Source organism: Pseudomonas sp. 273 (assembly GCF_029201425.1).
Classification (GTDB): domain Bacteria; phylum Pseudomonadota; class Gammaproteobacteria; order Pseudomonadales; family Pseudomonadaceae; genus Pseudomonas; species Pseudomonas delhiensis.
Map to the genome: position 1 here is coordinate 5,878,472 of NZ_CP116775.1, position 13,510 is coordinate 5,891,981.

The 13,510-nt window shown below is 68.4% G+C and carries 12 protein-coding genes; 1 reads left to right on the plus strand and 11 read right to left on the minus strand.

The annotated features are described in order from the left end of the window. The first annotated feature begins 44 nt into the window (after positions 1–44). Positions 45–1,262 (plus strand): lytic murein transglycosylase, encoded by a 1,218-nt coding sequence (locus tag PKO50_RS26825; protein ID WP_275627730.1) that lies wholly within the window; start codon positions 45–47, stop codon positions 1,260–1,262. 411 nt (positions 1,263–1,673) lie between these two features. On the opposite strand, the gene PKO50_RS26830 is transcribed toward PKO50_RS26825, so the two are convergent. The 11 genes from PKO50_RS26830 to rodA form a co-directional block, all read right to left on the minus strand. After that, positions 1,674–2,678, minus strand: a complete 1,005-nt coding sequence (locus PKO50_RS26830; RefSeq protein ID WP_275627731.1) for a fimbrial protein — start codon at positions 2,676–2,678, stop codon at positions 1,674–1,676. A 34-nt stretch (positions 2,679–2,712) separates the two neighbouring features. Then, positions 2,713–5,268, minus strand: a complete 2,556-nt coding sequence (locus PKO50_RS26835) for a fimbria/pilus outer membrane usher protein (RefSeq protein ID WP_275627732.1) — start codon at positions 5,266–5,268, stop codon at positions 2,713–2,715. Beyond that, on the minus strand, positions 5,265–5,996 hold the full coding sequence (locus tag PKO50_RS26840) for a fimbria/pilus periplasmic chaperone (RefSeq protein ID WP_275627733.1): 732 nt from the start codon (positions 5,994–5,996) through the stop codon (positions 5,265–5,267). Before PKO50_RS26840 ends, PKO50_RS26835 begins: the two co-directional genes overlap by 4 nt. A gap of 47 nt (positions 5,997–6,043) precedes the next feature. Then, the gene (locus tag PKO50_RS26845) at positions 6,044–6,490 is read right to left on the minus strand and encodes a fimbrial protein (protein WP_275627734.1); all 447 of its coding nucleotides are present in this window, start codon (positions 6,488–6,490) and stop codon (positions 6,044–6,046) included. 461 nt (positions 6,491–6,951) lie between these two features. Continuing rightward, entirely contained in the window at positions 6,952–7,935 is a 984-nt protein-coding gene (gene lipA, locus PKO50_RS26850; RefSeq protein ID WP_275627735.1) for a lipoyl synthase, read from the minus strand. Next, positions 7,932–8,594: a lipoyl(octanoyl) transferase LipB gene (gene lipB / locus PKO50_RS26855; protein ID WP_109932639.1), complete on the minus strand. Its 663-nt coding sequence runs from the start codon at positions 8,592–8,594 to the stop codon at positions 7,932–7,934. Before lipB ends, lipA begins: the two co-directional genes overlap by 4 nt. Further along, positions 8,594–8,842 (minus strand): DUF493 domain-containing protein, encoded by a 249-nt coding sequence (locus PKO50_RS26860; RefSeq protein ID WP_275630535.1) that lies wholly within the window; start codon positions 8,840–8,842, stop codon positions 8,594–8,596. The genes lipB and PKO50_RS26860 overlap by 1 nt, the downstream gene beginning before the upstream one ends. A 235-nt stretch (positions 8,843–9,077) precedes the next feature. After that, positions 9,078–10,238 (minus strand): D-alanyl-D-alanine carboxypeptidase family protein, encoded by a 1,161-nt coding sequence (locus PKO50_RS26865; RefSeq protein ID WP_275627736.1) that lies wholly within the window; start codon positions 10,236–10,238, stop codon positions 9,078–9,080. A gap of 90 nt (positions 10,239–10,328) precedes the next feature. Continuing rightward, on the minus strand, positions 10,329–11,360 hold the full coding sequence (locus PKO50_RS26870; protein WP_275627737.1) for a septal ring lytic transglycosylase RlpA family protein: 1,032 nt from the start codon (positions 11,358–11,360) through the stop codon (positions 10,329–10,331). Beyond that, positions 11,357–12,379, minus strand: coding sequence for a lytic murein transglycosylase B (gene mltB, locus PKO50_RS26875; RefSeq protein WP_109932645.1), 1,023 nt, complete (start codon positions 12,377–12,379; stop codon positions 11,357–11,359). The genes PKO50_RS26870 and mltB overlap by 4 nt, the downstream gene beginning before the upstream one ends. Before the next feature lie 21 nt (positions 12,380–12,400). Next, positions 12,401–13,504 carry a rod shape-determining protein RodA gene (gene rodA / locus PKO50_RS26880; RefSeq protein ID WP_089391260.1) on the minus strand — a complete coding sequence of 368 codons (1,104 nt, stop codon included), beginning with the start codon at positions 13,502–13,504 and terminating at the stop codon, positions 12,401–12,403. Positions 13,505–13,510 lie beyond the last annotated feature (6 nt).

The window sequence follows — 13,510 nt, forward strand, 5'->3', positions numbered from 1 at the left end:
CCCTTCCGCCTGTTCCCCTCTGCCTGACCCTCCTCAGTGCCTGCGTGCTCTCCGCCTGCGCCGACGCGCCGGCGGCGAATTCGCCGCCGTCCGCGGCCACCGCGCTGCAGGGCGCCGATGGCCAGCCGCTGCCTTCCATCAGCTTCGAGGCCTGGCGCGACGGCTTCCGCCAGCAGGCCCTGGCCGCCGGCATCAGCCCGCAGACCTTCGACCAGGCCTTCGCCGGCCTCGAGCCCGACCCGGCGGTGCTCACCGCCGACCGCAGCCAGCCGGAGTTCACCCGGCCGGTGTGGGAGTACCTGGCCGGCGCCGTGTCGCCGGCGCGCATCCGCAACGGCCAGGGCAAGCTGACGCAGAACGCCGCGGTGCTGCAGCGCATCGACAGCCGCTACGCGGTGGATGCCGAGGCCGTGGTGGCGATCTGGGGCATGGAAAGCAACTTCGGCAGCAACATGGGCGAGCGCAACGTGATCCGCTCCCTGGCCACCCTGGCCTACGAGGGGCGCCGCCCGGAGTATGCCCACGGCCAACTGCTGAGCGCCCTGCGGATCATCCAGCACGGCGACGTGCCGGCCACCGACATGGTCGGCTCCTGGGCCGGCGCCATGGGCCAGACGCAGTTCGTCCCCACCACCTACGACCAGTACGCGGTGGACTTCGACGGCGACGGCCGCCGCGACATCTGGCGCTCGGCCGACGATGCCCTGGCCTCCACCGCCAACTACCTCCAGGCCTCGGGCTGGAAGCCCGGCCAGAGCTGGGGCTTCGAGGTGCGCCTGGCCCAGGGCTTCGACTACGCCCAGGCCGACATGGGCATCCGCAAGCCGATCAGCGAATGGCTGCGCATGGGCGTGCAGCCGGTGGGCGGGCGCCTGCCGGGCAACCCCCAGGCCACGGCCTCGCTGCTGCTGCCGGCCGGCTACCGCGGGCCGGCCTTCCTGGTGCTGGACAACTTCCGCGCCATCCTCAGGTACAACAACTCCACCGCCTACGCCCTGGCCGTCGGGCTGCTGTCGGACAGCTTCAAGGGCCTGGGCCGCATCGAGGCCGGCTGGCCGGTGGAAGACCGCCCGCTCAGCCGCAGCGAGCGCATCGCCCTGCAGGAAGGCCTGGCCGCCCGCGGCTACCAGCCGGGCAATCCGGACGGCATCATCGGCGCCAATACCCGTGCGGCCATCCGCGCCTTCCAGCAGAGCCAGGGCCTGCCGGCCGACGGCTACCCCACGCCAGCGCTGCTGGCTCACCTGCAGCAGGGCGACTGAAGCCCACCGTGCGAGCCGGCGGCGCCGGCTCGCACCGGCATCCCCCTCCTCACTCGTAGAACAAGGTGAACAACGCCGAAGCCCTCACCGTACCGCCGCACCAAGACTTCCGACCAGGTACGATCGTCGGTCAACCCGAGCTTCAGCGGATCCTGGGGCGAAAGTGACGGCGTTCGCCTATCGTCCCGGCTCCCACCTGCCCCCATGATGAAGCGCAGGATGGCTCCGAATAAACAGCCCCCTGACAGCCCAGGCGAATTGCCCCTGAGTCCTGCAAGAGGAAAGAGTGGGAAGCGGTGCCCGGCAGCGTCAGCCATGGATTACGGACTACTAGCGTCTGCCGGAACGCCTACCCCACCGAAACGGCATCCACCTGCCTGACGAGCATCGCGGCCTCGATCGTGCAGCGCATCACTCGTAGCTCAGGGTGAGCATGGCCGAGGTGGAGACCAGCCCCGGCGTGGCCCCTGGCGACATGGCTACATACCTGGCCAGGAACGGCATGCGCAGCAGGCCCGCTTCGGTGGCGTCCAGGTAGGCATGCTTGACGGCAAGCTGCACCGTCTCGGGCGTGGCGGTGTTGGCCCTCAGGACCTGGATGCCGACGTTCGCCATGCCGGCACCCGTGCGGTTGCGCATGATGAAGGGGGTTTCCATGCCGTGCAGCGGGTCGATCCGGTAGCTCAGGCGGATGCCCGCGTCGCAGTCCAGGACGATGTCGAAGGGCCGCTCGACGGCGCCCGTTTCCTCCGGCCGCTGGAAGACGCCGACGTGGACCGTGGGCATGCGCACCACCAGATCGCGCGTCTGCATACGGCAGGCCGGGACTGCGGTGCTGACGGTGCCGTGGACGGTCAGTTCGGCGATATCCAGGTCGGCATAGCGCACCGTGGCCATGCCGTTGAAGCCATGGGCCCCGGCCTGTATCTCACCGGTCTTCACCAGCCGCACCCACCAGATGTTCCGCGGCACATAGGTACCGCCGCGGAAACCCCAGTTCAACCTTTGCACCAGCGAGGTGCTGCGGTTGGCCGCAGGCGGGCTCGGGCAGTCGGATGCATAGTTGCACCACCAGACCTGGATGCCCACGCCCGGGATGCCGCTCTCCATCAGGTCGCCATTGGGGTAGCCGGGGATACCCTGCACCGGCGCGCCAAACCCGCCGGCGAGCCGCCCCTGCACGGTGCCCCGCTCCCAGGGCCAACCCCCGCAGTCGATGGTCACCCCAGTCGCCGTTTGCCAGGTGAAGTCATGCAGAACGCTGCCGATCGGCTTGTCCCGCGGCGAGGAAACGACCTTGTCGATGGAGATGGGGAACCTGGACTTCTGGTAGCCATCCACGAAGGAGCAGCTGAACCCCCAGGCCGACGGCGCGAGGAACAGCAACAGCAGTGGCAATAGCATCACTCTCGGCATACGGAGCCTCCAGGGCAACTTGCGGCCCCGTGCATCAGGTGGAAGAACGGCATAGCGATTCGACCAGGAAGAACGGCTGGCCCTCGGGCTTGCCTTCGGGCAACTGGTAGCTGGCGCGGCACTGGCGGTCGGCGCTGGCGCCCCAGCGCACCAGCAGTTCGCCCTGCGCCTGGTCGGCCCGCAGGAACACCCGGCTGCCCTGGCCCACCAGGGTCAGGCTGGTGCCGGCGACATCGAGTACCTCGGCGCCCACCGGCAGCTTGCCGCCGGCCGCGTCGCGCAGCGTCAGCAGCAACGGCTGGCCATTGCGCGTCGGATACCTGAGCAGGGCCACCGCGCCGAAGGTCGGCACCACCGTCTGCTCGGTGGCTTCCAGCTCGACGTCCTCGGCCAGGCCCCGTGGGTCCAGCGCCACCTGGTTGCGCCGATAGGGCATCAGGCCGCTGGCGAAGGCATAGCCGTTGCCGGCCACCCGCGCGCCATAGCTGTTCAGCAGGCGGGCGCCGGCGGCGCCGCTGGCCTCGACCAGCACCTTGGTCTCGCCCTGGTCGGGGCTGAAGTTCACCCCGCCGCCATGCACCATCAGGCTGCCGCTGGCGCCCACGCCCAACTGCCGGTAGCCATCGCCATCGCTGGCACTGGCCGAGAGGGTGGCGGCCACGGAGCGATACTGGGCGTTGGCGCCGCTGCTGGCGCTGCTGCCACCCTCGCTGCGACTGCGCGACGCGTAGAGGCCGTAGTTGAAGCTGCCCGCCTCGCCCAGGGCGCCGGACAGGCCCAGCTGGGCGTCGCTGGTGCCGTTGTCGGTGCGGCTGTACGAACTGCTCAGGAACGGCGCGCCGGGCGTGTAGCCCAGGGGCAGCGAGAGGCTGAGCAGGTACTGGTTCTGGCTCTCGCCGGTCAGCGAGCGGGTGCGGCTCGCCGACAGGTTCAGGCTGCCCCAGCGCCAGCCGTTGGTGTACCCGGCCTGGTAGCTGACGTCGCTGCCGGCGCCGGCGTTCCAGTAGTTCTGCGCCGAGCCGCTGAGGTAGAAGTTGCCCCAGCCCTCGCCCAGCGGCTGGCTGATATTGGCCTGGAAGCGGTTGCGCTGGCGGAAGCGCCCCAGGCCGCCGGAACCTTCGCTGAGCTCGGCGAACTCGCCCAGGCCCAGGTAGCCCTCGCTGGAGAAGCGGTAGGCGGCGACCATGAAGTTGGTGCCGGTGGTTTCCACCAGCTTGCTGTAGCTCAGCCGGTAGCTCTCGCCGCTGGCGCTGCCGCCCAGGCCGTGCGACGGGTCCAGGCCGGAGGCGCGGGAACGGGTGACGTCGAAGGCGAAGGCGCCCAGCGAGGTGCTCAGCGCCAGGCCGCCCTGCAACGCCAGGTAGTTGTCGGCGACCAGGCTGCCGGTGTAGCCGGTCCACAGGTTCGACAGGCCGCGCTGGTAGGTGCCCTGGACGAAGTTCGGCGTGCTGTCCAGGCGCTCGTCGCGGTACTTGCCGGCACTGACGCTGTAGCGCGACACCCCGGGGCGCAGCAGCTGCGCCACGCTGGCGAAGGGTACGGTGAAACGGCGCTCGCGGCCGTCGGCCTCGCTGACGGTGACCTCCAGGTCGCCGGCATAGCCGGTGCCGTAGAGGTCGTCGATGACGAAGGGGCCGGGCGCCACCGTGGTTTCGTAGAGGATGTTGCCGCCCTGGCGCACCGTGACCCGCGCATTGCTCTCGGCCACGCCGCGGATGGCCGGGGCGAAGCCGCGTTGCGAGTCGGGCAGCATGCGCTCGTCGGAAGCCAGCTGCACGCCGGTGAAGGGCACGCTGTCGAACAGGTCCGCCGGGGTGTAGTACTCGCCCAGGGTCAACTGCGACTTCAGGCCGGCCATGTCGCGCTGGACGTAGCTGCTGACCGAGTTGTAGTCCGAACGCCCGTCGACGCGGCTGTAGCTGCCGTTGTGGCGCAGGCGCCAGTCGCCCAGGTTCAGCCCGCTGTTGAGGCCGGCGTAGTACTGCTCGGAGCTGCGGCCGTTGACCTCGTTGCGGTAGGCGTTGGCGTTGTAGTCGACGAAGGCCGCGGTTACGCCGCTGTCCCAGTCGGCCGGATCGACCTGGTCGGCGCGCACCCGGCGCAGGTAGGCCTGGGGAATGCTCAGCGCCAGGCGCATGTCGGCCAGGTCGGGAGTGGCGCGGCTGTCCGGCAGCAGGCGCTGGATATCGACGCAGCCCGGCTCGGCGGCCTCCAGCGCGGCGCGGCTCGCCGCTGGCAGGCGTTCCTCGGCCAGGCCGAGTTCGCGCAGTTGTTCGCGGCTGAAGCACACCCCGGCGTCCGCGTCGACCTCCAGGCGCTGGCGGCCCATCCAGTTGCCGTTGAGGTACAGGTCCAGGGTGTAGCGGCCGGGCTGCACCGGGTTGCCCTGCTCGAAGCGCGACAGGTCGATGTCCTGCCCCGGGGCGTTGCGCAGGAAGTCGGTATCGAAGCGCAGCGGCTGCTCGTTCGCCCAGCCGGCCAGGCTCGGCAGGCCGGCCAGCAGGGCGGCGAGCGTGCCGAGGGCGACGGCGCTGCCGCGGCGGCCGCTCCAGTAGCGGATCAGCTCGGCGCGGGGTCGTTGCCCGTTCACGGCACCTTCACCCGCTCTTCGGTGGCCACGCCGTAGTCGCTCATCCAGCGGTACTCCAGCATGAGCCCGTCGGAGCGCACGCCAGTGGGCAGGGCGAAATCGCCCCTGGCGAAGGGCTCGATCATGCCGGGGCCGAGGTCGTGGCTACGCCCGCCCTGCCGCAGCCCCAGGCTGGCGAAGGAGACGTGGTAGGGCGAGGGGTTGTCGCCACGCAGCACCCGCTTGCCGCCCTGCTCCAGCACCTGCCAGCGCACCGCGCGGGCCGCCGCCGCGGCGTTGCCGGCCAGCGCCGGCGGGCGGTAGAACAGCTTCAGCCGCGAGCGCACGGCGATCTGCATGTAGCTGCGCTCGCTGGCCTCGGGCATCGGCGGGATTTCCAGGGCGTTGAACCAGAACAGCGACTCGCGGTCAGCGGGCAGGTTCTCGCCGCTGAAGGCGACCCGCACCGACTGGCCCTTGCCCGGGTCCAGGCGGAAGATCGGCGGGGTGACGACGAAGGGCGCGTCGGCATCCTGGGGCTGGGCCTGGATGTCGCCACGGTCGATCCACACCTGCATCAGCGCGGGCACCTGGCCGTCGTTGCTCAGGCGGACGGTGATCTCGCGCTCGCTGGCCGGATAGACCAGGCGAGTGCCCTGGACACTGACGGCGGCCCAGGTGGCGGAACTCAGGCTGGCGGCAAAGGCCAGCCCTGCCGTCATTGCGACAGCACGCTTGGGGATACTCATGAAGACCTCGATGGTACCCCGGGGAGGTGCCCCCCGGGGTGGCGGGCTTACTGGTAGCTCATGGTGTATTGCAGGTTGGTCTTGAGCACACCGGCGGCGGTGGTGGCGTTCTTCGACATGTACTTGGCGACGAACCCCAGGGTGGCGTTGCCCGAGCCATCGGTCTGGGTCTGGTAGCCGCCGGAGCTGGCCGGGTCGCTCAGGTCGAGCTTGGTGCTGCCGTCGCTCTGGTACAGGGCGACCTGCGCATCGGTGCCGCCGGCGCTGGTGGCGATGGTGTTGTTCAGGTTGCCGGTGGCCGGATCGACGTTGCCGCCGCTGACGAACACCGCCGCGACCATGGCGTCGGCGTCGCAACCGCTGGCCTTGAGGGAGAAGGCCTGCGCGCCGAGCGCCTGGCCGGCGTTCTGGAATTCCGAGGCCCTCACCGGCGGCAGGTTGACGGTCTGGCTGGCGCTGCCGGGGTCCAGGGTGCAGGTCTTGCTATTGATCACCCCTCGAAGGTGAGGGTGCCGTCGACAGCCAGCGCCGTACCGGACAGGCCGGCGAGTGAAAGGCTGGCCAGGGCGGCTATCAGCTTCTTGCTCATTTGTTCGAACTCCAGGTCAATGCGGTGTCTGCCCTTGCCGGGCTTCACACGTTGGTTATCCGGGGCCTCTGGGGCCCCGAACAAATGGTCGGGCAAATGAGAAAATGGATTAAGGTAAGAAACCCCCTATAAATCGTAGGAAATGGCAATTAAGAACGGCGAACCCGGCCTCCCCGGCGGTCAGCCGGGGTTCCCGGAGCCCATAGGGTTTTCTGGCAAAGTGCCATCACGCACCGCTGCGCTCCCCCGGAGGCGGCGCGGTAGAGGGGGTGGCGGCGGGAGACGGATGGGCACGGAGCTAAGACATGCGCCCATGAAAAAGGCCGGCCCGTTGCCGGGCCGGCCTTTTCATCGCGACGGGAGCGGTCAGCCGATCTTGCCGCCGTGGGCCTGCTGGTCGGCGTGGTACGAGGAACGCACCAGCGGGCCGGAGGCGACATTCTTGAAGCCCATCTTCGCGCCTTCCTCGGCGAACCAGGCGAAGGTGTCCGGGTGGACGAAGCGCTGCACCGGCAGGTGGTTGCGCGAGGGCTGCAGGTACTGGCCGAGGGTCAGCATGTCGATGTCGTGCTCGCGCATGCGCTGCATGACCTCGATGACCTCGTCGTCGGTCTCGCCCAGGCCGAGCATCAGGCCGGACTTGGTCGGCACCTGGGGCACCAGCTGCTTGAACTTCTGCAGCAGGTCCAGCGACCACTCGAAGTCCGAACCCGGACGCGAGGACTTGTACAGCCGCGGCACGGTTTCCAGGTTGTGGTTGAACACGTCCGGCGGCTCGGCGGCGGTGATTTCCAGGGCGATGTCCATGCGTCCGCGGTAGTCCGGGACCAGGGTTTCCAGCTGGATGCCGGGGGACAGCTTGCGGATTTCCCGCAGGCAGTCGGCGAAGTGCTGGGCGCCGCCGTCGCGCAGGTCGTCGCGGTCCACCGAGGTGATCACCACGTACTTCAGGCGCAGGTCGGCGATGGCGATGGCCAGGTTGGCCGGCTCGTCCACGTCCAGCGGCTTCGGCCGGCCGTGGCCGACGTCGCAGAACGGGCAGCGGCGGGTGCAGATGTCGCCCATGATCATGAAGGTCGCGGTGCCGCCGGAGAAGCACTCGCCCAGGTTCGGGCAGGAGGCTTCCTCGCAGACGCTGTGCAGCTTGTGCTTGCGCAGCAGCTGCTTGATGCGGTCGACTTCCGGGGAGACCGGGATGCGCACGCGGATCCAGTCGGGCTTCTTCGGCAGTTCCTCGGTGGGAATGATCTTCACCGGGATGCGTGCCACCTTCTCAGCGCCACGCAGTTTGACGCCGACCTCCACCTTGCCCGGCTTGCCTTGGCCCGGGGTCTCCACAACAGTGCTCATCTCAGTTCGATCCCGCCCGTTAGGGTCTTCTGTTCAGCGTAGCCAAGACGCTCGGTGAGTTCGCCGCGCAGGCGTTCGCGCACCTCGGCCAGGGTGATGGGGCCGGCCAGCTCGCGCAGCTGGGTCATGGCCATGCCTGCGTAGCCGCAGGGATTGATACGACGGAAAGGCTCCAGGTCCATGTCGACGTTCAGCGCCAGGCCATGGAAGGACCGGCCATTGCGGATGCGCAGGCCGAGGGAGGCGATCTTCGCGCCGTCCACGTAGACGCCCGGGGCGTCGGGTTTGGACACAGCGTTGACGCCGAAGCCCTCGAGCAGGCCGATCAGGCTCTGTTCGATGCGGGTGACCAGTTCGCGCACGCCCAGGTGCGAGCGGCGCACGTCGAGCAGCAGGTAGGCCACCAGTTGGCCGGGGCCGTGGTAGGTCACCTGGCCGCCGCGGTCCACCTGGACCACCGGGATGTCGCCGGGCAGCAGCAGGTGCTCGGCCTTGCCGGCCTGGCCCTGGGTGAACACCCGCTCGTGCTCCAGCAGCCAGACTTCGTCGGGCGTGCTCTCGTCGCGCTCGGCGGTGAAGCGCTGCATGGCGTGCCAGGTCGGCTCGTAGGGCAGCACGCCGAGTTCGCGGAAGCCCAGGGAAGGACCGGCCCCGGGCATCACAGCACCATGTGCACGCGGCCGCTGGCGCGCAGGTCGCTGTGAATGTTCTGCAGCTGGTCGACGCCGGTGGCGGTGATCAGCACCTGCACCGAGAGGAAGCGACCGTTGCGGCTGTCGCGGGTCACCAGGGTGGTGACGTCGAGGTCCGGCGCGTGGCGCTGGATGATCTCCACGACCAGGTCGGCGAAGCCATCGCCGGCGTCGCCGATCACCTTGATCGGGTAGCGCTCGCAGGGGAACTCGATCTTGGGCGCGGGGGAGTGCTGGTATCAGTGGTTTCAGTCATGGCTGTCGCGGGCGGGTAGCCCGCCTCCGTACGAAGCTCCCGGGTCGGGAGGTTCCGGATGGATCGGACCTGACGGCTGCCGACGCCACGGGGAGGTCGATCAGGCGCAGGCGCGCATTTTACCTGAGTCGGGCGCGCGCATGCGCAGAAATTCCCGGGCTTGTATACAAAAGTACGAGCCCGGGAACCGTCGGTCAGTTGAACAGGCCGTAGAAGAACAGGCGGATGCTATCCCACAGGCGGCGGAAGATACCACCCTCCTCCACGGCGTTCAGGGCCACCAGGTCGGAGGTGCGCACGACCTTGTCGCCCAGCTTCACTTCCACCTTGCCGATCACCTGGCCCTGCTGGATCGGGGCCATCAGCTGCGGCTGCAGCACCATGTTGGCCTGCAGCTGCTTGAGCTGGCCGCGCGGCACGGTCATGGTCAGGTCTTCGGACAGGCCGGCCTTCACTTCATGCTCGGCGCCCTTCCAGACCATGGCCTTGGTCAGCTCGGCGCCCTTCTTGTAGAAGGTCTGCGATTCGAAGAAGCGGAAGCCGTAGGTCAGCAGCTTCTGCGTCTCGGCGGCGCGGGCCTGCTCGCTGTTGGTGCCGAACACCACGGCGATCATGCGCTGGCCGTCACGCACGGCCGAGGCCACCAGGCAGTAGCCGGCTTCCTCAGTGTGGCCGGTCTTCAGGCCGTCGACGGTCTTGTCGCGCCACAGCAGCAGGTTGCGGTTGGGCTGCTTGATGTTGTTCCAGAGGAATTCCTTCTGGGCGTAGATGGCGTAGTGGGTCGGCTCGCCGTAGATGATGGCGCGGGCCAGGGTCGCCATGTCGCGGGCCGAGGAGTAGTGCTCCGGGTTCGGCAGGCCGGTGGCGTCCATGAAGTGGGAGTTGGTCATGCCCAGCTTCTGCGCGGTGTTGTTCATCATGTCGGCGAAGGCGTCCTCGCTGCCGGCGATGTGCTCGGCGAGGGCGACGGAGGCGTCGTTGCCCGACTGGATGATGATGCCGTGCAGCAGGTCGCTGACCGACACCTGCGAGCCCAGCTTGATGAACATGCGCGAACCGCCGGTGCGCCAGGCGTGCTCGCTGACGGTGACCTGGTCGCTCTCGGCGATGCGCCCGCCCTCGATCTCCTTGGTGGCGATGTAGGCGGTCATCAGCTTGGTCAGGCTGGCCGGGGGCAGGCGCTCGTCGGCGTTGTTCTCCACCAGGACCTGGCCGCTGGCGCCGTCCATCAGCACCCAGGCCTTGGCCGCCAGCTGCGGCGCGGCGGGGACAACGGATTCAGCCGCCCAGCCGGCCACGGGGGCGCTGAGCAACACGAGCATGGACAGGCGTTTGGCGATGGTGTTGATGTTCATCCGTCTCTCTGGGGTTCACTAATGGTCAAACAATCCCTTGGGGGAATTCCCGGGCGGCCTCTGGCGTGCCGCTTCGTCGGTGCGCCGCGTTCAGTCCGGGCGCACCAGCTTGGGTTGGCCGAGGTTGGCCAGGCGGATGCTGTCCTGCATCCGCGCCGCTTCATCCTGCGTTCCGATCGGCCCCAGGCGCACCCGGTGCAAGGTCTGCTTGTTGACCACGACCGAGCTGATAAACACCTGGGCCGAGGTCATGCCGCTGATCTTGTCCCTGAGGAGTTCCGCAGCGTCCGGGTTGGCGAAGGCACCCACCTGGAGATACAGGCCAGCGGCTGGTAATGAAGCGTTTTTTTTTGAGTCGATCTGCACCGGCGCCACGGGCGCGGCGTGCTGCGCCGGCGGCGGGGTGTAGACCTCGATCGGCTGGGCCATGGCCACCGCCTGCGGCTGCGCGCTGGCAGCCGGCGCGCTTTGCACCGGCGCCATCTTCGGCTGCGCCAGGACCATGGGCACCGGGCGGCCCTGGGCGGCCCACCAGCGCTGCGGGTCGATGCCCTCGACCTTGACCCGCGCGGTGCCGGTCTCGGCGTAGCCGAGCTTCTTGGCGGCGGCGAAGGACAGGTCGATGACGCGGTCGGAATAGAACGGGCCGCGGTCGTTGACGCGGACGATGACGCTCTTGCCGTTGTCCAGGTTGGTCACCCGCACGTAGCTGGGCAGCGGCAGCGTCTTGTGCGCCGCGGTCATGCCGTAGAGGTCGTACATCTCGCCGTTGGCGGTGGCCTGGCCATGGAACTTGGTGCCGTACCAGGACGCCGTGCCGGTCACGCTGTAGGCGCGTGCGTCGTTCAGCGGGTAGTAGGTCTTGCCCAGCACGGTGTAGGGGTTGTTCTTGAACGGGCCGTTGTGCGGCATCGGCACGGCATCGGGGATGCGCGACACGTCGACGTCCCACCAGGGGGCGCCGTCACGGTGCGGCCGGCTGTAGTCCATCGGCCCGGAAAGGCCGCCGCTGCTGGCCGGTTGCGGAGCCCGGGAACTGGTGCAGCTGGCGAGCAGCACGGCACTCAGGCCAAAGCACGCCGCCGCCGACCAGAAGCCCGGTCGCTTCAGTCGCTGGTTCACTGGACACCTCGCGCCCGGACGATCTCGCCGGCCAGCTGATGGACCGCCATGGCGTACATGGCGCTGCGGTTGTAGCGGGTGATCACGTAGAAGTTGGGCAGCCCGACCCAGTACTCGGGGCCGTCCGCGCCTTCGAAGCGGATGGCGGTGACCTTGAGGTCGTCGCGCAGCACGTCATGGGTGCGCCAGCCCGCCGCGCGCAGCTGGCCGAGGTTCATCTGCGGCTCCAGGCCCTGGGTGATGGCGTCCTGGGCGCTGTCCATGCTCAGCTCGGCCTGCGATACCACGGGCTCGCCGGCCTGCCAGCCGTGCTGCTTGAAGTAGCTGGCGACGCTGCCGATGGCGTCGGTCGGGTCGGTCCAGATGTTGATGTGGCCGTCGCCGTCGAAGTCCACGGCGTAGGCGCGGAAGCTGCTGGGCATGAACTGCGGCAGGCCCATGGCGCCGGCGTAGGAGCCGTTCAGGCCGAGCGGGTCGACCTGCTGCTCGCGGGCCAGCAGGAGGAACTGCTTGAGCTCCTTGCGGAAGAAGTCGGCGCGCGGCGGGTAGTCGAAGGCCAGGGTGGACAGCGCGTCCATCACCCGGTAGTTGCCGGTGTTGCGGCCGAAGAAGGTCTCGACGCCGATGATCGCCACTATGTACTGGGCCGGCACGCCGTAGTCCCTCTCCGCGCGGGCCAGGGCCTCGGCGTTCTGGTTCCAGAACTCCACGCCGCGCTTGATGCGCGCGTCGGTGAGGAAGATCGGCCGGTAGTCCTTCCACGGCTTGACGCGCTCGGCGGGCCGGGAGATGGCGTCGAGGATCGACTGCTTGCGCTCGACGTCCTGGAACAGCGAGAGCAACTGCTCGTCGGCGAAGCCGTAGTCGCGGGTCATTTCCCCGACGAACTGGGCGACCTGGGGCGAGCCGTCGTAGTCGCCCGCCTGGGCGGCGCCGCCGAAGCCGATGGCCCCGGCCAACCCCACCCAATGGACACCCCTGACGGCCCACTCGCGCAGTATCTGCATTCCTTTCTTCACTCTGGTCTCAACGTTTCTTCTTCAAACCTGGGCGATCCATTTCCGGTGCGTATGAATCGACATCAAAACCCCGAACCCTGACATCAGCGTCACCAGCGAAGTTCCGCCGTAGCTGATGAAGGGAAGCGGTACCCCCACGACCGGCAGCAACCCGCTGACCATACCAATGTTGACGAACACGTACACGAAGAAGGTCATGGTGATGCTGCCGGCCAGCAGCTTGCCATACAGCGTCTGCGCCTGCGCCGTGATCACCAGCCCGCGGTAGATCACCATCAGGTACAGGGCCAGCAGCAGGCAGACCCCCACCAGGCCGAACTCTTCGCCGAGCACGGCAATGATAAAGTCCGTATGGCTTTCCGGCAAAAAATCCAGGTGCGACTGGGTGCCCAGCAGCCAGCCCTTGCCGAAAACACCGCCGGAGCCGATGGCCGCTTTTGACTGGATGATGTTCCAGCCGGTGCCCAGCGGGTCGCTTTCCGGGTCGAGGAAGGTCAGCACGCGCTGCTTCTGGTAATCGTGCATGACGAAGAACCACATGGCCACCGCCACCGGCACCGCCGCGGTCACCGCACCGAGGATCCAGCGCCACTGCAGGCCACCGACGAACAGCACGAAGGCGCCGGAGGCCAGCACCAGCATGGCGGTGCCCAGGTCCGGCTGCTTGAGGATCAGCACGAAGGGCACGCCGATCAGCGCCAGGCTGATCACCAGGTGCTTGAGGTTGGGCGGCAGGTTGCGCTTGGACATGTACCAGGCCAGCGTCATGGGCATGAACAGCTTCATGAACTCGGCGGGCTGGAAGCGGATCACCCCGGGGATGTTGATCCAGCGCGTGGCGCCCATGGCGTTGTGGCCCATGACGTCCACCACCACCAGCAGCAGCACCCCGATCAGGTAGCCCAGCGGCACCCAGCGGGCCAGGAAGCGCGGCTCGATCTGGGCGATGACGAACATCATCACCAGGCCCAGGCCGAAGGACGAGGCCTGCTTGAGCAGCAGGTCCCAGCTCTTGCCGCTGGCCGAATAGAGGACGAACAGGCCGGCCGCGCCCAGCACCAGCAGGAGCAGCAGCAGCAGCCCGTCGATGTGCAGCCGCTGCAGCAGGCTGGCGCGCCGCTTCATCACGTC